This is a genomic window from Cryobacterium roopkundense (assembly GCF_014200405.1).
Lineage (GTDB): Bacteria > Actinomycetota > Actinomycetes > Actinomycetales > Microbacteriaceae > Cryobacterium > Cryobacterium roopkundense.
Genome location: NZ_JACHBQ010000001.1, coordinates 1220369 through 1243784, shown reverse-complemented (window position 1 = coordinate 1243784; position 23416 = coordinate 1220369). Strand labels below are relative to the sequence as shown.

Annotated in this window: 23 protein-coding genes; 13 read left to right on the top strand and 10 right to left on the bottom strand. The window is 64.7% G+C overall.

Translation table 11 applies throughout. From position 1 onward, the window contains the following. Window positions 1–115 precede the first annotated feature (115 nt). The 4 genes from BJ997_RS05820 to BJ997_RS05805 form a co-directional block, all read right to left on the bottom strand. A complete protein-coding gene (locus BJ997_RS05820; RefSeq protein ID WP_152602176.1) occupies window positions 116–862 on the bottom strand; it encodes a hypothetical protein in 747 nt (248 codons plus the stop codon). Window positions 863–1009: 147 nt separating this feature from the next. Further along, window positions 1010–2842: a DUF2075 domain-containing protein gene (locus BJ997_RS05815; protein WP_052542227.1), complete on the bottom strand. Its 1833-nt coding sequence runs from the start codon at window positions 2840–2842 to the stop codon at window positions 1010–1012. Further along, entirely contained in the window at window positions 2829–3149 is a 321-nt protein-coding gene (locus tag BJ997_RS05810) for a nucleotide pyrophosphohydrolase (RefSeq protein WP_035836597.1), read from the bottom strand. Before BJ997_RS05810 ends, BJ997_RS05815 begins: the two co-directional genes overlap by 14 nt. 68 nt (window positions 3150–3217) lie before the next feature. Then, window positions 3218–3991, bottom strand: a complete 774-nt coding sequence (locus BJ997_RS05805; protein ID WP_052542228.1) for an MOSC domain-containing protein — start codon at window positions 3989–3991, stop codon at window positions 3218–3220. A 219-nt stretch (window positions 3992–4210) separates the two neighbouring features. Between BJ997_RS05805 and BJ997_RS05800 the strand changes: the two genes are divergently transcribed. After that, window positions 4211–6112 carry an FAD-binding monooxygenase gene (locus tag BJ997_RS05800; protein ID WP_035836598.1) on the top strand — a complete coding sequence of 634 codons (1902 nt, stop codon included), beginning with the start codon at window positions 4211–4213 and terminating at the stop codon, window positions 6110–6112. Window positions 6113–6279: 167 nt separating this feature from the next. After that, complete coding sequence (locus BJ997_RS05795) at window positions 6280–7347, top strand: NAD(P)-dependent alcohol dehydrogenase (RefSeq protein ID WP_035836599.1); 1068 nt, start codon at window positions 6280–6282, stop codon at window positions 7345–7347. A gap of 36 nt (window positions 7348–7383) precedes the next feature. Here BJ997_RS05795 and BJ997_RS05790 read toward each other — a convergent pair whose 3' ends face one another. The 3 genes from BJ997_RS05790 to arfB form a co-directional block, all read right to left on the bottom strand. Beyond that, window positions 7384–7767, bottom strand: coding sequence for a DUF1801 domain-containing protein (locus BJ997_RS05790; protein ID WP_035836600.1), 384 nt, complete (start codon window positions 7765–7767; stop codon window positions 7384–7386). Then, window positions 7764–8552: a GNAT family N-acetyltransferase gene (locus BJ997_RS05785; RefSeq protein WP_035836601.1), complete on the bottom strand. Its 789-nt coding sequence runs from the start codon at window positions 8550–8552 to the stop codon at window positions 7764–7766. The genes BJ997_RS05790 and BJ997_RS05785 overlap by 4 nt, the downstream gene beginning before the upstream one ends. Before the next feature lie 69 nt (window positions 8553–8621). Next, window positions 8622–9044, bottom strand: coding sequence for an alternative ribosome rescue aminoacyl-tRNA hydrolase ArfB (gene arfB, locus BJ997_RS05780; protein WP_035836616.1), 423 nt, complete (start codon window positions 9042–9044; stop codon window positions 8622–8624). Window positions 9045–9140: 96 nt separating this feature from the next. Here arfB and BJ997_RS21910 point away from each other — a divergent pair, with 96 nt between their 5' ends. Continuing rightward, the gene (locus BJ997_RS21910) at window positions 9141–10292 is read left to right on the top strand and encodes an acyl-CoA dehydrogenase family protein (RefSeq protein ID WP_035836602.1); all 1152 of its coding nucleotides are present in this window, start codon (window positions 9141–9143) and stop codon (window positions 10290–10292) included. Window positions 10293–10355: 63 nt separating this feature from the next. On the opposite strand, the gene BJ997_RS05770 is transcribed toward BJ997_RS21910, so the two are convergent. Both BJ997_RS05770 and BJ997_RS05765 read right to left on the bottom strand, forming a co-directional pair. After that, entirely contained in the window at window positions 10356–10955 is a 600-nt protein-coding gene (locus tag BJ997_RS05770) for a TetR/AcrR family transcriptional regulator (RefSeq protein WP_052542229.1), read from the bottom strand. A 4-nt stretch (window positions 10956–10959) separates the two neighbouring features. Continuing rightward, window positions 10960–11781 (bottom strand): TIGR03084 family metal-binding protein, encoded by an 822-nt coding sequence (locus BJ997_RS05765; protein ID WP_035836603.1) that lies wholly within the window; start codon window positions 11779–11781, stop codon window positions 10960–10962. Between the two features lie 362 nt (window positions 11782–12143). Here BJ997_RS05765 and BJ997_RS05760 point away from each other — a divergent pair, with 362 nt between their 5' ends. The 7 genes from BJ997_RS05760 (at window position 12144) to BJ997_RS05735 (ending at window position 17245) form a co-directional block, all read left to right on the top strand. Continuing rightward, entirely contained in the window at window positions 12144–12323 is a 180-nt protein-coding gene (locus BJ997_RS05760; protein WP_152602177.1) for a hypothetical protein, read from the top strand. Further along, entirely contained in the window at window positions 12324–13433 is a 1110-nt protein-coding gene (locus tag BJ997_RS05755) for a PspA/IM30 family protein (RefSeq protein WP_152602178.1), read from the top strand. Between the two features lie 43 nt (window positions 13434–13476). Beyond that, window positions 13477–13995 (top strand): alpha/beta fold hydrolase, encoded by a 519-nt coding sequence (locus tag BJ997_RS21180; protein ID WP_052542231.1) that lies wholly within the window; start codon window positions 13477–13479, stop codon window positions 13993–13995. Window positions 13996–14001: 6 nt separating this feature from the next. Then, a complete protein-coding gene (locus tag BJ997_RS21175) occupies window positions 14002–14436 on the top strand; it encodes a hypothetical protein (RefSeq protein WP_035836605.1) in 435 nt (144 codons plus the stop codon). A gap of 136 nt (window positions 14437–14572) precedes the next feature. After that, window positions 14573–15589, top strand: a complete 1017-nt coding sequence (locus BJ997_RS05745) for an NYN domain-containing protein (RefSeq protein ID WP_035836606.1) — start codon at window positions 14573–14575, stop codon at window positions 15587–15589. Window positions 15590–15653: 64 nt separating this feature from the next. Continuing rightward, complete coding sequence (locus BJ997_RS05740) at window positions 15654–16541, top strand: DUF808 domain-containing protein (RefSeq protein ID WP_035836607.1); 888 nt, start codon at window positions 15654–15656, stop codon at window positions 16539–16541. A gap of 14 nt (window positions 16542–16555) precedes the next feature. After that, a complete protein-coding gene (locus BJ997_RS05735) occupies window positions 16556–17245 on the top strand; it encodes a lipoate--protein ligase family protein (RefSeq protein WP_152602179.1) in 690 nt (229 codons plus the stop codon). A gap of 119 nt (window positions 17246–17364) precedes the next feature. Here BJ997_RS05735 and BJ997_RS05730 read toward each other — a convergent pair whose 3' ends face one another. Further along, window positions 17365–18240, bottom strand: a complete 876-nt coding sequence (locus tag BJ997_RS05730) for a helix-turn-helix transcriptional regulator (RefSeq protein ID WP_035836608.1) — start codon at window positions 18238–18240, stop codon at window positions 17365–17367. A 432-nt stretch (window positions 18241–18672) separates the two neighbouring features. Between BJ997_RS05730 and BJ997_RS05725 the strand changes: the two genes are divergently transcribed. From BJ997_RS05725 to BJ997_RS05715, 3 genes are all read left to right on the top strand, one after another. Then, a complete protein-coding gene (locus BJ997_RS05725; RefSeq protein ID WP_035836609.1) occupies window positions 18673–19020 on the top strand; it encodes a hypothetical protein in 348 nt (115 codons plus the stop codon). 155 nt (window positions 19021–19175) lie between these two features. Next, a complete protein-coding gene (locus BJ997_RS05720) occupies window positions 19176–20981 on the top strand; it encodes an acyl-CoA dehydrogenase family protein (RefSeq protein WP_052542233.1) in 1806 nt (601 codons plus the stop codon). Window positions 20982–21333: 352 nt separating this feature from the next. Further along, on the top strand, window positions 21334–23235 hold the full coding sequence (locus BJ997_RS05715) for an ABC transporter ATP-binding protein (RefSeq protein ID WP_183323285.1): 1902 nt from the start codon (window positions 21334–21336) through the stop codon (window positions 23233–23235). Window positions 23236–23416 lie beyond the last annotated feature (181 nt).

Sequence of the window (23416 nt, the reverse complement as noted above, 5' to 3'; positions counted from 1 at the left end):
GCCGTCGTGGCACTCGTCTGGTCAGCTGGCACTCGTCCAGACGAGTGCTGCCTCGCTAAACGAGTGCCGCGAGCCCCGGGGCGTGAGAGGATGCCACCTCTACAGGGCGACCCAATTATTGGGGCGGGCCCGACGCCGAACCGCGCGCCGCACGCCGATGCGAAGAACCAGCCCGCCCTGCCGCAATGGCCAGGGCGACACCCGCGGCGGCCGTCGACGCCGCGAGGATCGTCTCCGTCCACGGGGTCGTATCGTACGACTGGTAGCCGGCGATGACAGGCGCGATCTGAAAGGTGGCGACGATGTAGCCCGGCAAGGTGACGGCGACCAACAGTACGCACGCAACGGATGCGGCCCTGGAGACACGCAGAAGACGCGCACCCACAGCGACCAATCCGACGAACCCGATCAGACTCAGCAGCATCTGCACAGGGAGGTACTGCAGGGGAGTTGGCGCCCCGATGGCCCCCGAGACGAGGGCATGCGCGCCGTGGATCCCGAACGAACTCGCAACGAGCAGGGCAAGCATCCGCTCAAGGTGCCCGTCGCGCGGCGCTGCGGCGCGGGTCATGACCAGAATACCGAGTGCCAGCAACAGCAATCCCGCGCCGAAGAGCTGGGCCGCCGTGCCGACGTTCTCCCACGGATCCGCCGGATAGAAGTAGTCGAATCGATGGTCTTCGATCGAGACATCACTGAGCGTTCCCGAGCCACTCAGTCCGACCCACCGCTGGAGCGATGCCAGGAGCTGCAGTACTGCGGAACCGACAAACAGCCCCGCTGCGGCGAGCGACCAGCCGGCCGAAACCCGACGGAACCGAACTGACGGCGTTTCCTGTTCAGGGCTGGAGATGGCTGTCATGCCACTCAGGGTAGCAACGCCGCGAGAGCGGCGGGGTGAACAAACGGCGAACTTCACGAGCATGACGTAACCGACCCATCATCCAGGCGTGTTCGTGCTGGGCGCTGTCTCAGCGGACCGCCTCAGGGTTTTCTCGGCGAGCCACGCCTACACCCCGGGCAGCCCGACTTCCCTGCCGAGGACGGGGCTGTCCTCACGGGCGGCTGTCGACATCACGTTGGCCGGAATGAGCCCCCGCAGGTGCTCTCGAAGGGCCGGATCGCAAACGTAGACGTACGTTCCACGGATGCCCCGAGTCAACAAAACGGCGTAGATGTTGCGCACGAATCGAAGCAGGTCGTCGTCGGTGTACTTCTTTCCGAGAACAGTGTTGTTCTCCTTACCCTTCTTGTCGAAGTAGGACCCCCGATCGACGACGACGCTCCCCTTCAGTGTGTCGAAACGGAGGTCCGGCCCGATGATGACCCCTGCGTAATTAAGGTCGTATCCCTGCACCGTGTGAATCGAACCGACTTCCCCGAGCGACGTAGGAGATGCAATCCAGTCGGTCTGCGTGTTGTTCCAACGCAGCTGGCACCCCCCGATTTCAATGTCATAGGCCGTTTTGTCAGTCTTTGACTTCCACGGCCAGGCGAAGCCCGCGACGACGCGCGACAGCCCCACTTCGGCGTCCCTGCGGCAGATCGCGTGTCGCATCTCTTTCACGCTGTCGAACATCCGGAAGTCATAGCCGTCGAACGTCTCAGCGGGCACCGCTTGCGTCATGCCGTTGCCCCCGGCTGTTCCGAGAATGCGCCTGACATAACCGACGTAGTCGGATGCCGCCTGCACGCGCATCTGTGACGTCAGCGGATGGTGTCGTCTCTCGTTCTTCGCCGTGTGCACGAGTTCCATGAGCACTTCGGGAGGCAGATCGGACGGCCGCACGCTCTGGGCTTCATCCAGCAGGAGTATCTGGTGCGCGCTCTGTGCCGTGATCCAGTCGAGTTGGGTCTTCGTCTTGTCGTCGCGACCGAAGAGCTTCTCGGTGATGAGGCGGAAGTTCTTGTTCTGCGCAGCGGACGACTGATTGGCGCGTTGGTTGAGGCGGTGGGATTCGTCAACGATGAGCAGGTCAAAGCTGTCGACGGCCAATCCCACCTCGAACGCCGTCATCACCATATTTTGGTGGAGGCCGGGCGTCTTGCGGAAGACTTTCTTGATTGACTCGCGCAGCGACTGCTGCGGCACGACAAGACCAATTCGCACACCTGTCAGCAATTCTCGATAGCCCTCAACAAAGAACTCCGAGAACAGGGAATCACTATCCAGGTCTTCAGCCGTCGCAGTTGTCGCGATGTCGACAAGAAGTTTCAGTAGGTAGATAGCGACAACGGTCTTGCCCGTGCCCGGGTCACCCTGTACGACCGTGGTGCTCCGGCCACCGGCTACTAAGTCCTGAAAGAGTCCATCGAGGATCTCCTCAACAGCGATTGCCTGGTCGAGTGAGAGCGCTTTGAAGGGCGAGAGCTTGAAGAGGTCGCTGTTCTCGATTTCCGGAATCGTGCGAGTGAAGACTCCGTCACGCTGGAGTTCGTCGAAGACGTCCCTAAAGGTTTCGCGGTAGACGTCCCGTTCGTAGTAGTCCGCATCCGTCATGCCATCGTTCCGGTTCAGCACACGGTAGGAGCCGTCGCCAGCGAGCATGCGGATCAGGTACGACTCCAAGTCGAGGCACACGGACTTGTTGAAAGTGGAGTCCACGATGACCCGCATCGTGCTCAGGCGCGTCTTCTCGGGTGATTCGAAGTGTTGCAGCATTCGAGCGGCCGCGTTCCGTGACTCGCCCACATAGACATCGCTGAGAGCGGGCCCCCGGGCAATCTTGGCATCGTCCAGGACGTAGACAACGGGCCAGTTCGTGTTGCGACGATCGAGGGGCGCCCAAACCTTGACGGCAGCCTTCGTGAAATCGAGCCGTTCTATCTCAAAGGACGTCATACTTTTCGCTGCGCCCCCGCGACTTATCGACCGGATACTTCTCTCGAGTGAGAGCAAGCTTGTCGAGAACTATTTGATTCGGATCCACGCCCATCCGGTCAGCCAGCAACATGCAATAAGTCAAAACATCGGCCAGTTCTTCGCGGACACGCTCCGTGCTCGCTTCGGCACCCCATTGGAAGCACTCAAGCAACTCGCCGGCTTCGACGGCGATGCTTTTGGCTAGGTTCTCTGGGCTATGAAATTGTGCCCAGTCCCTCTCGGCGACGAACGCCGCGAGCTCGTCGCGCACTGAAATTTCGCCCATGCGGTCAATCTACCAGTACCGACTTGCGCCGAATTTCGCAGTCACAACGTGATCCGCTGCACCGCACTTCACGCACTGACTGCGTGTAGAACCGCGGTGTCGCCGACGGAGACGACGCCGGGGCGGATGACCTCGGCGTAGACGCCGAACATGATGTCCTGACCGCGCAGTCGATACCCGGCGAGGGTCTTCAGCAGGGTGGTTCCGCGGGCGCCTGTGTCGGGATCGAGGTCGATAACCGCACACCGCGGGATGCCACCTTTGACGAGCACAAGCGCTCCCCCGAGCTCCAGTTCGCGGCCGGCCCAAGAGTCCTCGATATGCGCCTCGGCCTCGCCCGTGTCGATCGTGAACGAGCCCCGGAACCGACGCGTATCGACGGCGATTCCTGCCTCGCGGGCGAGACGCTCCAATGAACTCGTCGTGGATAGTGCGACGGAATCACCAAATACCACGCCTCCCGCAACGACGCTGCGCGTGAGGACCACCCTCCGTCCCAGCAGGCGGGAGAATTCTCGGGCCCAGGGGCCCTCGACCACCTGCATCGACGTAGTTCGACCCCAATAGTCCAGCTCGAGGCACTCGCCCGTGAGCACAGGCTCGGCGGCGAACTGCCTGGCGTCAATCTCGACCGACAACACCCCATCGGCCCAGTGCGCTTCACACGACAGCAGCAGCGGATGCTCGACGGTCTTCAAGACCTGGCGGCTGTCGAGATCTACGATGGCGAACACACGATCCCCGACCGGTCCATCGACGGCAAGGCGAAGGTGTTCCCGAGGCTGGTGGCGACCACTCTTGAGTGCGGATAAGCCGATGTCCCTCACGTGCATGATTTTCATCCCCCTCCGCAGAATACGACCTCTCTCAAACGTATCCAACTCCGGCCTGACTTGGGTATCCCTCTTTCTTTGTTGTCCGATGGCCCGGGCGACGAAGTCAGAGTAGCTCTGGACTGGGCGAATGATATATGATTCGACAAAAGCGATAATCGAACGTCACGTTCTATTATCGAACACGCATCACAGCAGCGTTCGCCCACACAGAGAAGTGAGGAAGCCGTGCAGTTTCACCACCACGGATACGTGTCCACAGACCCCCGCATCCAGGACGCCGTCGGGGTCGGCATCGATCGTCCCGACGAACTGCCGGAGAACGTCGATGTCCTCATCGTGGGAACGGGCCCTGCTGGCATGATCACCGCCGCCCAGCTCTCCCAATTTCCGGGCATCACCACCCGCATCGTCGAGCGTCGCGGCGAGCGCCTCGCCATCGGGCAGGCCGACGGCATCCAGGCCCGCAGCGTGGAGACCTTCCAGGCCTTCGGCTTCGCGGAGCGCATCATCGCCGAGGCCTACCGCATCACCGAGATGGCCTTCTGGAAGCCTGACCCAGCGGATGCCTCGCGCATCATCCGCACGGCACGTGCGCTCGACGACACCACAGGCATCAGCGAGTTCCCGCACCTCATCGTGAACCAGGCACGGGTGCTCGACTACTTCGCCGAGGTGATGGCCTTCTCCCCCACCCGCATGACCCCGGACTACGGGTTCGAGTTCCGCGGCCTCACGAACACACAGGAGGGCGAGTACCCCGTCACGGTCACGCTCGCGCACACCACGGGAGACAAGCAGGGCCAGGAGCGCATAGTTCACGCCAAGTACGTGGTGGGTGCCGACGGAGCCCGCAGCGGGGTACGCGACTCGATCGGTTGCACGCTCGCCGGCGACCAGGCCTTCCATGCCTGGGGAGTGATGGATGTGCTCGCGGTCACCGACTTCCCCGACATTCGCACCAAGTGCGCCATCCAGTCCGGTTCCGGCGGCAATATCCTGCTGATCCCGCGCGAGGGCGGCTACCTGTTCCGCATGTACGTCGACCTCGGTGAGGTCTCTCCCGACGACCACGGCGCCGTGCGGCAGACTTCGATCGAGCAGATCATCGCCAAGGCGAACGCGATCCTGCATCCGTACACTCTCGACGTGAAAAACGTCGCTTGGCACAGCGTGTACGAGGTTGCCCATCGTCTCACCGATCGCTTCGACGACGTGCTCCCCGCGGAGATTGGCACCCGCACGCCGCGGGTGTTCATCACCGGCGACGCCTGTCACACGCACAGTGCCAAGGCCGGCCAGGGCATGAACGTGTCGATGCAGGACGGTTTCAACATCGGTTGGAAGCTCGGCTATGTGCTCGAGGGCCGCAGCCCCGAGACCCTGCTCGGCACCTACTCCGCCGAGCGCCAGGTGATCGCCAAGAACCTCATCGACTTCGACAAGGAGTGGTCGACCCTGATGGCCACGAAGCCCGAGGACCTGAAGGTTCCGCTCGAGGAGTTCTACACGAAGACGGCAGAGTTTCCGTCCGGCTTTATGACCCAGTACCCGCCGTCGATGCTGATCGGCGAGGCGACCCACCAGCATCTCGCCACCGGCTTCCCGATCGGCAAGCGATTCAAGTCGGCTCCTGTGGTTCGGGTCGCCGATGCCAACCCCGTGCAGCTCGGGCACCACCACCGCGCCGACGGACGCTGGCGCGTCTATGTTTTTGCTGACACCGACGCTTTCGCCAACACCGCGGCATCCGCTGACGGGTCTGCCCTGGCGAACTGGGCAGACTGGCTGCACACTTCGTCCGAGTCGCCGCTGCTCGTGCACACTCCCGCGGGCGTCGACATCGACAGCATCTTCGACGTGAAGGTGATCTACCAGCAGCCGCACACCGAGTGTGACATCAGCCGAGTTCCGGGCGCGTTCCTGCCGAGGACCGGCCCGTACGCACTCATCGACTACGAAAAGGTCTACGCGGCCGACCCGGAGCACGACATCTTCGAGCTCCGCGCACTCGACCGTGGGGGCGTGGTCGTGGTGGTACGCCCGGACCAGTACGTGGCGAACGTGCTGCCTCTCACCGCGACCGACCAGCTCGCGGCGTTCTTCAGGCAGCACCTGCTGGCCCGGTAGGTTGGGCCGGAGCGACACGCGAGCGGATGCCGTGGGGGGTCAATCAGGACCCCCTTCAGGTTATGAGAACGGGGGGCGCACCACGTAGCGTCAGAGAAGCGGATCTCGCCGCCGACACGTGCCACGGCACGGGGCGCCCCGCATTCCCAACCGTATTGGACGTTCTCATGACCATCACAGTTCCCGCTCTCGCCGCTCCCGCGGCCAACCAGCCCCTCGTGCGCACCACCATCAGTCTGCGCACCCCCGGCGCCAACGACGTGGCCATCGACATCAAGTTCGCCGGCATCTGCCACTCCGACATTCACCAGGCCCGCGACGAGTGGGACATTGGATTGTTCCCCATGGTTCCCGGCCACGAGATCGCCGGCATCGTCTCGGCCGTCGGCAGCGACGTGACCCGCTACCGCGTGGGCGACCGCGTGGGCGTGGGTTGCTTCGTGGACTCCTGCCGCGAGTGCGCCAACTGCCTCGCCGGCGAAGAGCAGTACTGCCTGAAGGGCGAAGTCGGCACCTACAACGCCCGCTACTACGACGGCACCGCCACCAACGGCGGGTACAGCACCGCCGTCGTCGTCGACGAGAACTACGTGCTGGGAATCCCCGAGGGCATCGAGCTCTCCGAGGCCGCTCCCCTGCTCTGCGCCGGCATCACCCTGTACTCGCCGCTGAAAAACTGGCAGGCCGGCCCCGGCAAGAAGGTCGCCATCCTCGGCATGGGCGGCCTCGGCCACATGGGCGTAAAGATAGCCCATGCGCTCGGCGCCGAGGTGACAGTGCTCAGCCAAACGCTCAGCAAGCAGGAAGACGGCCTGCGTTTCGGCGCAGACCACTACTTCGCCACCAGCGACCCGACCACGTTCACCGAGCTCGAGAACCACTTCGACCTCATCGTGAACACGGTGGCCGCGAACCTCGACATGGAGCGCTACCTCGGCCTCCTGGCGCTCGATGGAACTTTCGTGCACGTGGGCATTCCCACCGAACCCGACCAAGTGAAGATGTTCTGGCTCGCGTCGCAGCGCCGCTCCATCGCCGGGTCGAAGATCGGCGGCATCCGCCAGACGCAGGAGATGCTCGACTTCTGCGCCGCTCACGGCATCGGCGCCGACGTGGAGATCATCTCCGTCGACCAGGTCAACGAGGCCTACGAGCGCGTCATCCGCAGCGACGTGCGCTACCGCTTCGTGATCGACACGGCGAGCTTCGGGAACGAGACCCGCGCCGACGCCTAGGAACGTGGAACGCCCGGGGTGGCAGTAGTCCGCTGGTCAGGCTCGAATCCAGGCGTGCACCAGGGCGAGCAGAGACGCCTTACCCGCGCGCACGGCGTCGGCGTCGAAAAAGGTCACCTGCCCGCGCTCCTCGGTGATCTTCACGAGCAGACCTGTCGAGTCCTCGAAGTGGAACGGTGCGGGGTCCTGCCTGGCCGTTGAACCGCGGTGGAAGATCAAGTGTACGCGATCGGCGGGTCGGAGGTTGAACGTGACGCGGTCCACGCCGTCGCGGCAGAAACTCGGCGCGTTCCACTTGATCCGCTCGGTCACCTTGGGTTCTGCAGTCAGGATCGCGAGCCGGATCTGCTGAACAAGCGCCGCCCTGGGATGATCGAGGGCGGCCATGAAGGCGTCGACCTCGGCCGATCGGTTCGTCATCGGGTCCATTCGTACGGGGTCGTCGTCGACACGGCGAGGAGCCCGCACCGTTCCAGGATGGGGCGCGAATACTCCGTCGAGTCGCTGTGCACGAGCCGCTTGCCCAGAGCCAAAGCCGAGCGGGCCCTGGCATCGGTCACAGCGCGGTAGATACCGCGGCCGCGATACTCCTCGAGGGTCGCGCCGCCCCAAATACCCACGAAGTCGGTGCCCGGTACCGGTTCGAGGCGGCCGCCGCTGACCATGCGCCCCTCCGACTCGGCCACCCAGAGCTCCATTCCGTCGTTGAAGGCGAGGCGCGCGAGCAGTGCCTCTGGCGTGCGCGTGTCCACCGGTTCCCCGAACGCCTCGTCGACCATTGCACTCATGGCGCGCACGTCGGCTTCGGAGTTGATGCGGCGGAGGGTGACGCCGGCCGGCACCGGTTCATCCGTGCAGAGTCCGTCCAACGGCCCGAGCATGATCGATTCGGGCTCGTCGGGAACGAACCCCCGTGCCAGCAGCGCCGCGTGCAGACCCGGCGCGTGGTCGTGGCCGCGACTCTTCCATTCCACCCGGGTGATCAGCGGGTCCTCTCGAAAGTGATCCAGCGCGCCCGCCACAAGCTCCACAATGCCGGGTTCGTCGGCATTGTCGAGGTCCCGGTAGGTGATGAAGCCGCGACCACCGGCAAAGGTCACGAGCCGAAGCGGCCCGAGCCGGGTAACATCGAGTGCACTCGGGGTCTCCGCATCGGTTCGGAGTTGTTGGTCGTAGGCGTTGAGGTAGTCGTCAGCGTGAGTCATTGGGTTCATCCTGACAGCGCTGCCACGACACGGCAACCGCCGAGAACGGATGCCGCGGCGTCGGACCCGCTACTCGGCCGGCGGACGCTGCCGGTTGCGCTTCGTGGCCGAACGCTGCTGCTTCGCGGCGAGGTGCCGCCGACCCGAGCCCTTCGTCGGTTTCGTCGCACGGCGGAGAGGCCCGTCGGGGGCGAGACCCGCGGCCACGAGCTCGGCGAGCTTGCGCAGCGCAATCTCACGATTGCGCAGCTGGGAGCGCTGCTCGGAGGCTGCGACGGTGACCACCCCAGAGACGAGACGGCGGTCGAGGCGGGCCAGCAGCAGGGTCCTTTGGTCGTCGTCGAGCGCGGCAGAGTCGAAGACTCCCCAGGACAGCTCCACCCGGCTGTCAGAGGTGTTCACGTGCTGGCCGCCAGGACCTGACGAGCGCGAGAACCTCCAGCCGAGTTCGGAAGCTGGAATAGTGAGCGCGGGCGACACCTCCAGATCCATGCTCCCAGCTTGCCACGATTCGCTGCGCAGCAGCGCGAATGTCGTCGTCAGCGGTAGAGTGCCCATAGTTAATACCAAATCACAATTGAGGTCACCGTGGACTTTTCTGAATCATCCGAGCACACCGATCTTCGGGCCGCCGTCGCGTCCATCGTCTCGCCGTTCGGTGGTAAGTATTACGCCGAGCACGCGAAGAACCGCGAGCCGTGCCAGGAAGTGTGGCTTGCCCTCGGCGAGGCCGGCTTCGTGGGCGTCAACATCGACGAGGAATACGGCGGAGGCGGCGGCGGAATGCTTGACCTCGCGCTGGTCTGCGAGGAATCGGCTGCCCAGGGCGTGCCCCTGTTACTCATTCTCGTCTCTGCCGCCATCTCGGCCGAGGTGATCGGCGAATTCGGAACCGATCAGCAGAAGTCAACGTGGCTCCCCGGCCTCGCCGACGGCACGTCGAAGGTGGTCTTCGCCATCACCGAACCCGACGCGGGCAGCAACACCCACCGCATCACCACCACTGCCACCAGAGACGGCGACGACTGGGTGCTCACCGGCTCGAAGTACTACATCTCCGGCGTCGACGAGGCCGATGCGCTGCTCGTGGTCGCTCGCACGGGCCGCGACGAAAAGGGCCGATCCCTCATGTCACTTTTCATCGTGCCCACGGAGGCCCCCGGCCTCGAGCGCACGCCGATCAACATGGACGTCATGCTGCCGGAGAAGCAGTTCACCCTGTTCTTCGACGACGTGCGGCTCGGCGCCGACTCCCTCGTCGGCGCCGAGAACAAGGGTTTCCAGCAGGTCTTCCACGGGCTCAACCCCGAGCGCATCACGGGTGCTGCCCTCTGTATCGGCATCGCCAAATACGCCCTCGCCCAGGCCGCCCGCTACGCGAGCGAACGCGAGGTGTGGGGCGTTCCGATCGGCACGCACCAGGGCCTGTCGCATCCGCTCGCCCAGGCGAGCATGGAGACCGAGCTCGCGGCGCTCATGATGCGCAAGGCGGCGTGGCTGCACGACAATGGCTTGCCTGCCGGAGAAGCCTCGAACACGGCGAAGTACGCTGCGGCCGAGGCTGCAGTCTCGGCCATCGACGCCGCGATCCAGACCCATGGCGGCAACGGGCTCACCAGCGAATACGGCCTGCTGCCCTACTGGGGACTTGCGCGGCTGCTCAAGATCGCTCCGGTGAGCCGCGAGATGATCCTCAACTACATCGCGCAGCACAGCCTCGGCCTGCCCCGCTCGTACTGAGCGCCCGCCTCGCGCACGGCTCGAGCCTCACACCCCGAGCCGTATTCGAGTCGCACCCGCGGCTTAGGCGGGAAGTGCCAGCCCTGCGCGCAGCGTGGCCCGCGCCATCGTCGAAATCGATTCGACGAGGCGGGGAGCGGGAAGCGGATTGTCATAGGTGCAGACAGAGTTGATGAGGGCGAAAACCGCCTGAACGACAGTGCGGAGCTGCACCTCTCCCGCATACGGCGCCACTGCTTCTGCCTGGAAGATCCATTCCTCCACGAGTTGGCGCTGCTGTCGCCGCAGCGTGCGGAGTCCCTCCGCCGGGAGGTTGCCCGCATCCCGGAGGTAGACCGCCACGAGAGCACGGTTGTCGATCGCGATTTTCGCCTGCGTGCGAATCAGCTCGTCGAGCAGGGCGGGGCCGGTGAATTCGCGGGCCACCACCTCCCGCGTGCCCGCCAGCATTGCCTTGACCACCCGGTCGAGCAGTGCGCTCAACAGCATCGGTTTCGATTCGAAGTGCCGGTACACGCCGGAACCCACGATGCCGGCGGCGGCACCGATCTGAATCATTGTCACCGCGGGATACCCGCGTTCAGCCATGAGCGCGGCGGCCGAACGCAGAATCAATTCGCGCCGTTCGTGACCGCGGGCGGACTTGGACATGAGCATGCTCATTCCCTTACCCTGACGTCCGATTCCGGTCGAACTGCCCGGGAGCGCGCCCCGCACCCACCGTGCCGGCAAAGGCCTGGGCGACCGCGAGCCACTCCTGGGCGGCACCCGGGGTGCCGGTGAGGGACAGATCGTCGAGGTGGCGCCTCTGGGTGACCCGAAGAGCGAAGTCGAGTGCGCTGCCCCCCACGCGCTGCTCGGCATCCGCTGGCCCCCACACCCAGGTGTCGCCGCCGGGCGACTCCAGTTCCACCCGGATGTCTGTGGTCGGCGCAGACATTCCCCTGATCTGGAAGGAGAATCTTCGAGTGAGCACACCGAGCTGGCAGATGTGTCGCAGTCGGTCGGACGGAACTGTTGGCACGCCGAGGGCGTCGCGGATGTCCTGACCGTGCGCCCACGTCTCCATCAGGCGCGCCGTCGCCGCCGACGCCGCGCTCATCGGGGGCCCGAACCACGGTGTGCGGCTCGAGGGTCCTCCGGCGGCGAGCGCAGCCACGACGCCTCGACGGCTTGCGGAGAACCACTCAAGCGTCCGCTCTGGCGCCAGGTCGACTCTTTCGACATTGATCTGGTCAATCCAGTCGTCTCCCGCTGCGAGCAGATCCGCTACTCGCAGGGTGAGGGCCGCGGGATCGGTGAAGCCGAGTGCGGCCAGGTCGTCGAAGTGAGCGAGGTGCACGACCTGATCGTGGATGTCCCAGCCGTCGGCGGGCGTCGCGGTGCGCCATTGGTCGAGGGTCAGCGGGGCGAGCAGCGCATTCAGCTCGGCGGCTTCGGTCTCGACATCGGCGAGGAGCGCGAGAAAGGCTGTTTCATCGATCGGCATGTGTGGCCTCCTCTTCTTCCGGCTGTCCACCTGTGCCGCAAGCGATTCCGTGACATTCGCGGCTTTCGCCCGTGGCCGAACCACCATTTCTCACACAGTACCAGTTGTGAATTTCGGTTCACGAAAAGCTTGGGCACGCGGTCCAACGAAAGTTCCGGCACGCATCGCGCCACCAATCGGATGCGAACCTGGAAACGCGATATGGACAACCGTAGCTTCAGGGGTGACACGTGGAGGAACGGAGGCGTATTTTAATCACTAGATCGCCGTGTGGCGTGGGCGGCACCACCAAATCCGCCCGGTAAAGGCGGACAGATGAAATGTGAGTCATCCCCCGGCCGAGGCAAGGGTCGGTGGGCATCGTGAGCGTTCTCGCCGAAGTGCTCATCACGCTCGCTGTGATCGTCCTCGTCTTCGCCGTGACAGCCGTGCTCATCGTCCGAATGCTCGTCAAACGGATGCGCCGCAGTCGTACCCTGGCCACAGAGGTCCTGCGCACGCGTGCCCAACTCAGCACCGGGCCGCAGCGTAAGGTGCGCTAGTTGCGCGTCCGGCTGGGTGACGTGCTCGAAAGCGCGCAGGCCGCCCGTGACCTGTCTCTGCGCAGCGACGGCCCGCGCGGCGAACTGCCGCAGCTCTTTCGCCGCATCCACCTCGAAGGCCTTGCACTCGAATCGCAACTCCGGTTGATGGAGAGCGAATACGATTACGCCACTCTCGCCGAAGGCCTGCCCGTGGCCAGCCGCCGCGTCGAGGAGGTGGCCGGCATGGTGAGCCGCCGGCGTTCAAGAGTTGCGCTCCCTGACCGCCAACCACCCGGATGGCTCGGTCCTGCCCACACACATCGACCGGCCGCGCAGGGGAAACAAATCATGAGCCTCACCTCACGGTTCCGTGTCGTCTTTCGCGGCAAGGCATCTCGCGCCCTCGAACACATGGAAGATCCAGGAGAAGCCCTCGACGACAGCTACGAGCAGCAACTGAAGATGCTCCAGCAGGTGCGCCAGGGGTTGGCCGAGGTGGCGACGGCTCGCAAGCGGATCGAGCTCCAGGGTCAGGAGATGGGCACCCGATACCAACGACTCACCGCGCAGGCCGAGGAGGCCCTGAACCAGAGCCGGGAGGACTTCGCCCGAACGGCGCTCGAGCGCCGCTCAGTGCTCGAAGGACAGTTCGCCGCCCTGCGCGACCAGCACGCCGCACTCCGGCTCCAGCAGGCCCAGCTTGAAGACAACGAGCGGCGCCTCGCGCAACGCGTGAAGGCTTTCCGCACGGAGAAGGAGACGATGAAGGCCACCTTTGCTGCCTCCGAGGCCCGGGTGAAGGCCAACGAGGCCGCGGCCGGCATCGGTTCTCAACTCAGCGACGTGGGTGCGAGCCTCCGCCGTGCACAAGACCGGGTCGCTCAGATGCAGGCCAGAGCCGCAGCCACCGACGAGCTGCTCGCGAGCGGCGCCCTGACCGGCGTGACGGCCGCCCCGGACGCGGACCTCGACCGTCAGCTCTCCCCCGGCGCTAGCCAAACCAGCGTAGATCGGCAACTACAGGCCATGAAGAACGCTCGTTCTTCGGACAGCCCGGTGGGCGCCGAGACTCGCGGCGAAAGTCCCGACGCGTGGTTGGGCATTGGGCGCGGGCCGAACAAGCCCTGATTCACACGTCCGTCGCCGGCTTCCGGGCCGAGGCAGTCGATGGTTGCTCTACCCGGTCCTGGCACTGTTGGGCCTGGCCGCCATTGGCGGCGGGTACGAGACGGTGCGCGAAGCGGTGGACGTGAGCGCATATCCACTGGCCGGTCAGCTGATCGACGTCGATGGACACGGTTTGCACGTGCACTGCACCGGCTCCCGCACTCCCACAGTCGTGTTGGAACCGGGTGCGGGCGACTTCTCCTCGGTCATGGCGTGGATATCGCCTGCTGTGGCCGCTGATACCCGAGTCTGTGTGTACGACCGAGCGGGTCGAGGTTGGAGCGATCCAACGGATGCTCCCCAGGACGCCACGCAGGTCGCGACCGACCCGCGCGCCGCGCTCCACAGTGCCGACGTTCCCGGTCCGTACGTGCTGGCTGGCCATTCCTTCGGTGGTCTCTACGTGCTCACCTTCGCCGCCCACTACCCCGATGACGTGGCCGGGATGGTGCTGGTGGACTCCACCAACCCGGCATCAAACGCGAACCCGACCGCAGCATCCGCTTACTCGGGCGGATCGTAGGACGCCTTGGGCCGTGTCGCGGCGCTCGGCTCGGCCGCCGCACGAGTGGGGGTGGCGCAGGTGATCGGCCTGCTCGGGTTCGACTACGACACCCTGCCGCCCCGAGCCCGCGAGAAAGTTCGCGCTGGCAGCGCCACAGCCGACTACGTGCGCAGCTATCTGGACGAGTTCGTGCAGGGTGGCGCCTCCGGGGCGGAAGCCGCCTCCCTGGACGACTTCGGCTCGAAGCCGTTGGTTGTGCTGACCGCAGGCGTCGGGGGCGACCCTGTTCACTCTGCGGCCCAGGAACACCTCGCGAGCCTGTCAAGCAACAGCGTGCACAGGGTCATCGACGGGGCGAGCCACGCAGCACTGATCCTGAAAGAGGAGTACGCGGCATCCACCACTCAGGCGATCCTCGAGGTAGTCGAGTCCCTGCGGAACGGAATCCCCCTGAATTGAAGGTCGGCCGCTGGCACGTCGAGTGCGCAGAAAAGGTCGCCCCGACCGCCCCCGAGTTGCCCTCGTCAATCGCTCGCATCAAACTAGAGGTACCGGATCGCGACTGAGTCTTCCGCCTGTGGCTAAGGAGCTCACCATGACCGAACCGAACGATGCACGCGTCGGCCTCTATATCGACTTCGACAACATCGTCATCTCGCGCTACCAGCAGCTACACGGGCGCAATGCCTTCCAGCGCGACGGCATCCGCGATTTCGACAGAACGAGGCGGGATGCCGACCCTGAGGTCGCCGCAAAGCTCGCCGCCGCGACGGTCGACTTCAATGCCATCATCGACTTCGCCGCGTCATTTGGCACCCTGGTCGTCAATCGCGCCTACGCCGACTGGTCCGTGCCCGTCAACGCGAGTTACCAGCGTCAACTCATGTCGAGGGCCGTCGACCTCACCCAGCTCTTCACCACGACCACCCGTGGCACCAAAAACGGGGCGGACATCCGCTTGGCCGTCGATGTGGTTGAGGACCTGTTTCGACTGCCCGACCTGACCCACGTGATCATCATCGCCGGCGATTCCGACTACATCGCCCTCGCCCAGAAGTCGAAACGACTGGGTCGCTTCGTCGTGGGCATCGGAGTGGCGGGCTCGACGAGCACGTCGCTGGCGGCTGCCTGCGACGAGTTCGAGGACTACGACTCGCTACCTGGAATCGACAATTCCACCGCGACGGCGGCGGCTGCCGCCACTGCGGAGCGGCCGAAATCAGGCAGGAGGGCCCCGGAACCCGCCGAGACCGCGCCCGACCCGACCCCGGTCGAAGCCCGCAAGTTCACCACGATTCCCATGTTCTCGCACACCGACGACGCACAGTTCGATGAGCCGGAAGCCGACGACATCGACCCCCAGTTGGTCGCGACAGAACTTCTGGTGCGCGCGCTTCAGATCGGTCACGCCAAGGGCGACGCCGACGAGTGGCTCAACACCGGCACGATCAAGAACCAGATGCGGCGGATGGACCCGTCCTTCAACGAGAAGCCGCTCGGCTTCCGGTCGTTCACCGATTTCCTCTCCTCCCGTAGCGACCTGGCCGAGCTGAAAGAGGATGGCCCGCAGCGGCTCATCCGACTGCGCCCCGGGGCAGAAACCAAACGCTAAGCACCACAACCGCCGAAACACCTGCCGTCGCCCCGCCCCAGGGGCCCCATCCGAGGAGAACCACATGTCGGTCGGCCTGCTCGCCGTTGTCGATGACATCCTTACCGCCGCCCTGAAGGCAAGCGCCAAAACCGCCGGTGTCGTCATCGACGACGCGGCCGTGACCCCGCAGTACGTTCAGGGGCTCTCGCCGGCGCGCGAGCTGCACGTCGTGTGGCGGATTGCGCTGGGCAGTCTGTTCAACAAGTTCGTCATCATCATTCCTCTCGCCCTGCTCCTGTCCGCGTTCGCGCCGTGGGTGTTGCCGTTTCTGCTGATCCTCGGCGGCACCTATCTGTGCTTCGAGGGCGCGGAGAAAGTCACCGAATGGTTCGGCGTTCATCACTCACCCGGCGAGACGGAATCGCGGGACGAGAAAAAGCTCATCTTCGGAGCGATTCGCACCGACCTCATCCTGAGCACAGAGATCATGCTCATCGCGCTGGCGAGCCTCGACCCCGATTTTGGAATCTGGATGACTCTGGGCGCTTTGGTGGTGATCGGCCTCGGCATGACGGTGCTCGTCTATGGTGCTGTCGCCCTGCTCGTGAAGATCGATGACATCGGGCTGACCCTGATGAAGAACCCCGTTCGACGGGTGCGACGCACCGGCGTGCGTATCGTCGCCTCCATGCCGGCCGTCTTCAGTGTGATCGGCATCATCGGGACTGTCGCCATGCTGTGGGTGGGCGGCCATCTGGTGATCGCCAACCTCGCCGCCACATTCTGGCACGCACCGTACGATGCGCTGCACGTTGTGACTCACGCAGTCGAAGCCGCCGGACCTGTCGTTGTCTGGCTGACCGACACGGCGATGTCCGCCGTGTTCGGGCTCCTTCTGGGCCTGCTCAGTGTCGTGACAGTTCTCGGAGTCTCGCGCCTCCGTAAGCACCGCACCCCTCGCGGAGTGTGAACCGTTCCGTGGACATGATTCAGCTGAGCGGTCAGGTGGGTCCCGAAGCGCAATCCGACATTGACCATACGCTCACGCTCATGCGGGCGATGCAGGTCGCCGATCACCCCCGTCCGACTTTGCGGGTATACGCGCCGCGCCCCACGGTCGCGTTCAGCCGCCGGGAAAGCCTCATGCCGTCGTTTGCAGCCGCACAGGAGGCAGCGAGGATCAATGGCTTCGCTCCCGTTATCCGGCTGGCGGGAGGGAGGGCTGTTGCTTACGACGAAAGCTGCCTGGTCATCGATCTGATAACTCCCTCGGATCAGGGCATCTCCAATGAGCGCGTTTTCACGGTGGTGTCTGAGTCCGTGCAGCGGGTGCTCCTGGATCTCGGCGTCGACGCACGTGTCGGGGAGGTCCGACACGAATACTGCGCAGGGCCCCACAGCGTGAATGCCCGCGGCGAGGTGAAGCTCGTCGGAATCGCCCAGAGGGTGAGTCGAGGAGCACGGCTCGTTACGGCGTCTATCGCACTGGGTTCCCCGCACAGGCTCCGAACCGTTGTGGATGATGTGTATGCGGCCATGTCGCTCGATTGGGACCCTCAAACATTCGGAACGTTGGCTAGCGAGGGCTTGCGCTCCTCCCCGACCGAGCTGGCATGGGCGATTACCCACGGACTCACGGTGACGCACGCAGAATGGGCTGAGCCGTTCGGTTGAGTGCATGGGATCTGGTGCGCCCAACGCACGGAAATCCACGAGCGGGCACGCTGCGCGATCTCGTCCGGAATCCGCCGGTATCGGGGAAGATGCAGCGTACAGGCAGAAGGCGGGTGAGGTCAGCGGGGCTGACGGTCGTTGACCGCAGACTCCTGGGTCGCCGCCCACGAGGCCAGCAGTTTCAAGGCATCCGCTGTCGGTGAGCCAGCCGGCGCGGTGTAGACGTTCATCACAAGACCCGGCTCGCTCGGCAGGTCCATCGACTCGTAGTTGAGATCGAGATCGCCCACGACGGGGTGATGTAGGCGTTTGAGACCGCTGCGATGATGCATCACGTCCCGCGACGCCCAGCGCTGCCGGAACACCTCGCTCTGCGTGGACAACTCCCCTACGAGCTTGATCAACTCGGGGTCATGCGGGGTACGGCCGGCCTCGAGTCGGAGCATGGCCGCCGCGTCGTTGGCGATCTGGTCGTAATCTCGCCAGAACTCGCGAGCCGCAGGATTCAGGTAGGTGAACCGGGTCGTGTTCACCGGCCGCCGAGGATCTTCGAACACCGGCGCGTACAGCGCCCGCCCCATCCGGTTGACAGCAAGGATGTCGTGTCGACCGTTCCTCACCCACGCCGGCGCATCCGATACCGCGTCCAAAATCTGCTGAACGGCAGGACGCACTGTGGTGGAGGTCCGTTGCCGCGGAATGCGACCTGGCCCCGCGGCACGGGCCAGATTGAACAGGTACTCGCTCTCCGCCTCGGTCAGCCGGAGGGTTCTCGCCAGGGCATCGAGCACACTTTCCGAGGCGCCAGCCAGATTGCCGCGTTCCAAACGAACGTAATAGTCCACGGACACCCCGCTAAGCATCGCCACCTCCTCGCGCCGGAGTCCCGCGACACGACGATTGCCACCGTAGGCCGGGAGGCCCGCCTGTTCGGGGCTGACTCGGGCGCGGCGAGAACTCAAGAATTCACGGATCTCTGCACGCGTATTGGTCATGACCTAACGCTAAGCCAATCCTTCGATCCAACCTGACGCATCGAGCATGAACTCGATGATCGCGCCGAGTTGTCCGTCTGGCCGTGGACCCGATGCAGGGTCTATCCCGTCCTCCCACCTTGCGATTGCGCCCGGATCGAGTTCACCTCAACCGCGGTGAGCGCATCCGGGATACGCGGCTCGCGGTAGTTGCGTGAGGGGTCCATCGAATAACGCGACCGGGCTTCGACCCAACGGAGTTCTGTGGGTGCGGACCTCGCCTCGTACAGTGGAAGAAGGTCCCTCAAGAATCGGCAGGTGACCCGGCACGTAAATAAAGCTCGGTGCGGCGGCCAGCCGGACTGACTGAGTAGTACAAGGGACACTCAAGAATCTGGAGCCTGGGGAGCGGCTCAGCGCTGAGCCCGCCGCCAGACAAAAGGGGGAAATGAAATGCAAACTGACGGAATTCGTATCGGGCGTTGGGGTTCAGGCCTACTGGGCATAAGCCGCGGAGTCATCGCAGTCTCGGTTTTGATTGCTGCCGTCCTCATCATCTGGACTGCACTACAGGACGGTGTTTCCGACCTCGTATTGATCTTCGTCGGGCTCTGGCTGGTTTCCTTGGCGGTCGGCGTTTTCGCTCTCGTGACTGCCGTCGTCGGTCTGCTGCTCAAGAAGCATGGCCGGCAGAAAAGGACGAAGCTGGACGTGCTCGCTCTGGTTGTCGCGGTTGTTCTCACGTCGATTGGAATAAGCGGCGTTCTTGTCCTCTTCGCGAATCTGTGGATCTGGTGGTGACGTTTGCCTCGCGCTGATCTCTCGACTCAGCGCGTTTGTAGGATTACAACGCCAATCGCGGCGGATTGTCGGCAGATTTGTAGGGAATCGGCACAATCCCGAACAGGTTCTGAGGTCTCACCACGGCAGCGATATCCGTGGCTACGCTGACAGGCATGAGTCAATTTCGCCCACAAACAGCCGATATCGCTTTCACGCTCGAGCACGTGGTCGGATACTCCGGCGTCGCCGCATTGCCCGGATTCGAGCATGCAGACCTCAACACAGTCGTCGATCTCTTGGAACAGTGCGGCGAGTTCATGGCCGAGGTGGTCGGCCCCACCAACCGAGCCGGCGATGTTCAGGGTGCCAGGCGGGAGTCGGATGGCAGGGTCGTCACCTCCCCGGGCTTCAAGAGCGCCTACCGCCAGTACGTTGACACGGGCTGGGGCGCGGTGCCGCTGCCCGAGGAATTCGGTGGCGGTGGCTTTCCGCACACGATCGGGCTGGCCATCCAGGAGCTGATGTCCACCGCGAACGTCGCATTCGCGCTCTGCCCGCTCCTGACACAGGGTTCCATCGAGGCGCTCCTGCACGCCGGCAGCGACGAACTCAAACAGCGTTTTCTCCCCAAGATGGTCAGCGGGGAGTGGACCGGCAGCATGAACCTCACCGAACCGCAGGCGGGTTCCGACGTGGGCGCGCTCACCACCCGGGCCGTCAAGCGTGACGATGGAAGCTATGCGATCACCGGTCAGAAGATCTACATCACCTACGGCGACCACGACATGGCTGAGCAGATCGTTCACCTCGTGCTCGCCCGCCTGCCCGGCGCTCCCGCCGGCACCAAGGGCATTTCGTGCTTCATCGTGCCCAAGTTCCTCGTGAACGACGACGGGTCCCTCGGCGAGCGCAACGGCGTTTCCGCGCTATCACTCGAGCACAAGCTCGGAATCCACGGGTCCCCCACCTGCGTGCTCGACTATGACGATGCGACGGGGTACCTCGTGGGTGAGGAGAATCGGGGCATGCAGATCATGTTTGTCATGATGAACAGTGCGCGGGTGTCGGTGGGAATGCAGGCCGTGGGGATCAGTGAGCGGGCCTATCAGCAGTCCCTCGAGTTTGCCCAGTCCCGGCGCCAGGGACGTGCCATCGGCGCCACGGAACGCGACTCGGCCATCATTGACTTTCCCGACGTGCGTCGCATGCTCATGACGCAGAAGACCTACCTGGCCGCGGCACGCCGCCTCATGCTGCTGAACGCCGTGTACGTCGACCAGAGTACGCACAACCCGGATGCCGCGGTGCGTGCCAGAGCCGACGAGCTCGCCGGTCTGCTGACGCCGATCTGCAAGGCTTTCGGCAGCGACCTCGGCAACGAGCTCACCTCTCTCGCCCTGCAGATTCATGGAGGAATGGGCTTCATCGAGGAAACCGGCGCGGCCCAGCACTATCGAGACGTGCGCATCATGGCGATCTACGAGGGCACTAACGGCATCCAGGCCGCGGATCTCGTCGGTCGCAAATTGGGGGTGCGTGGTGGCGATTCCGCACGGGAGCTTATCGCGACCATGCGCGGCATACTGCCGGAACTGGCCGCTGCCGGTGGCGAGTTCGAGTCCATCCGTCACGGCCTCGATGCGCAACTGGGCGCACTAGACACCGCGACCGAGTGGATGCTCCGCACCGGTCGCGCGGACCCGAACGCGGTGCTCGCCGGTTCCGTGCCGTACTTGCGCATGTGGGGGCTCTGCGTCGGAGGCTGGCTACTGGCTCGTTCGGCTCTCGCCGGCGCAGCTGTGGCCGACTCAGAGCAGGCAGAAACCCAGCTCGTGATGGCCCGGTTCTACGCACAGCAGCTGCTGCCGGCGTGCGCCGGTCTGCTCGGCGCCGCGACCGCCGGCGCCGACGACCTGTTCGCACTCGACGTGGCGCAGCTCTCCGGCGCCGGGCGCAGCACAGTGTCGTCTCAGCGTTGATCCGTCATCCGCTCAGCCCGGGCGGATGACCCGGACCTATGCTCGGGCCGACAGGATTTCAACCTGCGACTCCCTGAAGGTTCAGGCCTTAATTTTGTCCTGGGTTAATCAGTGATGAATGTGATGAGTAAATGATGACTCTCTGAACAGCTTTGGGCTAGCGTACGTCATTGCCGACGCTGACCGGCGCAGCCCGCAGCAGCTCGGCAGCCGCGTTGCAAACACCGCCCACACGTTCATTGTCGGCCGTGCTGTTTCATGAAAAGACCCCGGCTCGCCACCGCTGGCGAGAACCCCAAGCTCTGGCAACTCGCCATCTAAACTTGGCCTGGTACCCACGGAAGGAACCACAATGAGCATGGAAGGCGCGGCCTGGAGCTCGCTCCACAAGATCTCCACCGCCAGGGACGGCAAGCACGGCTTCTCCCGTGAGTCCGTTCGGCGGATCCTAACGTTCGCGGTGCCCTACCGGTCCAAGCTGCTGATCTTCATCACACTCTCCACCGTGGGAGCCTTCCTCGCGGTCGCGACGCCGGTACTCGCCGGCCAGGTGGTCGACGTCATCGTCGCCCAGGGCGAGGTCACCACAATCGCCTGGCTCGCCGTCGTCATCGCCCTCGTAGCCGTGGCCGACGCCGCCGTGTCACTCGTGACGCGCTGGTACTCGGCGCGGATCGGCGAAGGCGTGATCCTGGATCTGCGCACCGCTGTCTTCAACCACGTGCAGAAGATGCCGATCGCGTTCTTCACCCGCACACGGACAGGCGCCCTCGTGAGCCGCCTCAACAACGATGTAATCGGCGCTCAGCAGGCCTTCAGCGGCACGCTGTCCGGCGTGGTCACGAACCTCGTAGCGCTGATCCTCACCCTGATCGTCATGCTCAGCACGTCCTGGCTCGTGACAGTTCTCGCAGTGATCATGCTCCCCATCTTCCTGATACCCGCCCGCCGCATGGGTAGCCGCCTCGCCGCGCTGCGCCGCGAGGCCGCCGATCACAATTCCGCCATGAGCACCCAGATGACCGAGCGCTTCTCGGCGCCCGGCGCCACCCTCGTCAAGCTGTTCGGCCGCCCCGACGAGGAGGCCGAGGAGTTCCGCGTCCGCGCCGCCCGTGTCCGCGACATCGGGGTCCGGGCCGCGATGCTGCAGTTCGTCTTCTTCACCGCACTCATGCTCGTCTCCGCTCTCGCCCTCGCGCTCGTCTACGGGCTCGGCGGCTCCCTCGCACTCGCCGGCCAGCTGAATACCGGTGACGTGGTCACCCTGGCGCTCCTCCTCACCCGCCTCTACGCGCCGCTGACCAGCCTCGCAAACGCACGGGTGGAGATCATGAGCGCGGTGGTCAGCTTCGAGCGCGTCTTCGAAGTGCTGGACCTCGACCCGCTCATCAAGGAAAAGCCCAACGCCGTCGCCGTCCCCGAAGGCCAGGTGGCCGTCGAGTTCGACAACGTGCGCTTCGCCTACCCGTCCGCGGACAAAGTGTCCCTCGCCTCTCTCGAGGAGGTTGCCACGCTGGACACCCGCGGCGGCGAGGAGGTGCTGCATGGCGTGTCCTTCAGGATCGAGCCGGGGCAGACCGTTGCCCTCGTTGGTACGTCCGGTGCCGGCAAGTCCACGATTGCGCAGCTCCTCTCGCGCCTGTATGACGTCGACAGCGGTGCCGTGCGCCTCGCGGGGACGGATGTCCGCGACGTCACTTTCACCTCCATGCGGCATACCTTGGGCATGGTGACGCAGGACGGCCACCTGTTCCACGAGACCATCCTCTCCAACCTACGCCTCGCGAGACCCGAGGCGACAGACGACGAGGTGTGGGACGCCGTGCGACGTGCGCGGCTCGAGCCGCTCATCCGCTCCCTGCCCGACCAGCTGGACACCATGGTGGGAGAGCGTGGCTACCGGCTGTCCGGGGGCGAGCGCCAGCGGATGACCATCGCGAGGCTCCTGCTCGCCCAGCCGCGCGTCGTCATCCTCGACGAGGCGACGGCGGCGCTGGACTCGACGTCTGAGGCCGCCGTGCAGGCGGCACTCAGCGAAGCGCTCGAGGGACGCACGGCGATGGTGATCGCACACCGCCTCTCCACCATCCGCAGCGCGGACCTGATCCTCGTGGTTGAGGACGGCTCGATCGTGGAGCGCGGTACGCACGAAGAACTGCTGGCTGCGGGTGGACGGTACGAGGAATTGCACCGGACCCAGTTCGCCGTGCAGAAGAATGTTGCTGCGGATGAGGAAGCGCTGAGCACGATCTAGTAACTGAGCTCGGTGCCCCGCCCCGAGCGTCTCGCAAAGCCGTCTTGTGACCGGATGGGCGGAGGTCTCCGCGATTTGCGCTTCACCAAGCGGCCTTTGCCGCATTCCTGCATACTGTCGGCGGCACGCTCTAACTTCGATGACAGGTTCGCTGGCGACCATGATTCGGCATGTCTCGTGG

Bases quoted from the DNA above. Each gene is read 5' to 3' on its own strand.
- BJ997_RS05795 (WP_035836599.1), top strand. From the start codon at position 6,280: ATGACCATCACAGTTCCCGCTCTCGCCGCTCCCGCGGCCAACCAGCCC.
- BJ997_RS05765 (WP_035836603.1), bottom strand. From the start codon at position 11,781: ATGCCGATCGATGAAACAGCCTTTCTCGCGCTCCTCGCCGATGTCGAG.
- BJ997_RS05720 (WP_052542233.1), top strand. From the start codon at position 19,176: ATGAGTCAATTTCGCCCACAAACAGCCGATATCGCTTTCACGCTCGAG.
- BJ997_RS05735 (WP_152602179.1), top strand. From the start codon at position 16,556: ATGATTCAGCTGAGCGGTCAGGTGGGTCCCGAAGCGCAATCCGACATT.
- BJ997_RS05745 (WP_035836606.1), top strand. From the start codon at position 14,573: ATGACCGAACCGAACGATGCACGCGTCGGCCTCTATATCGACTTCGAC.
- BJ997_RS05740 (WP_035836607.1), top strand. From the start codon at position 15,654: ATGTCGGTCGGCCTGCTCGCCGTTGTCGATGACATCCTTACCGCCGCC.
- BJ997_RS05730 (WP_035836608.1), bottom strand. From the start codon at position 18,240: ATGACCAATACGCGTGCAGAGATCCGTGAATTCTTGAGTTCTCGCCGC.
- BJ997_RS05725 (WP_035836609.1), top strand. From the start codon at position 18,673: ATGCAAACTGACGGAATTCGTATCGGGCGTTGGGGTTCAGGCCTACTG.
- BJ997_RS05770 (WP_052542229.1), bottom strand. From the start codon at position 10,955: ATGAGCATGCTCATGTCCAAGTCCGCCCGCGGTCACGAACGGCGCGAA.
- BJ997_RS05785 (WP_035836601.1), bottom strand. From the start codon at position 8,552: ATGACTCACGCTGACGACTACCTCAACGCCTACGACCAACAACTCCGA.
- BJ997_RS05810 (WP_035836597.1), bottom strand. From the start codon at position 3,149: ATGGGCGAAATTTCAGTGCGCGACGAGCTCGCGGCGTTCGTCGCCGAG.
- BJ997_RS05805 (WP_052542228.1), bottom strand. From the start codon at position 3,991: ATGAAAATCATGCACGTGAGGGACATCGGCTTATCCGCACTCAAGAGT.
- BJ997_RS05820 (WP_152602176.1), bottom strand. From the start codon at position 862: ATGACAGCCATCTCCAGCCCTGAACAGGAAACGCCGTCAGTTCGGTTC.
- BJ997_RS05790 (WP_035836600.1), bottom strand. From the start codon at position 7,767: ATGACGAACCGATCGGCCGAGGTCGACGCCTTCATGGCCGCCCTCGAT.
- BJ997_RS05715 (WP_183323285.1), top strand. From the start codon at position 21,334: ATGAGCATGGAAGGCGCGGCCTGGAGCTCGCTCCACAAGATCTCCACC.
- arfB (WP_035836616.1), bottom strand. From the start codon at position 9,044: ATGGATCTGGAGGTGTCGCCCGCGCTCACTATTCCAGCTTCCGAACTC.
- BJ997_RS05815 (WP_052542227.1), bottom strand. From the start codon at position 2,842: ATGACGTCCTTTGAGATAGAACGGCTCGATTTCACGAAGGCTGCCGTC.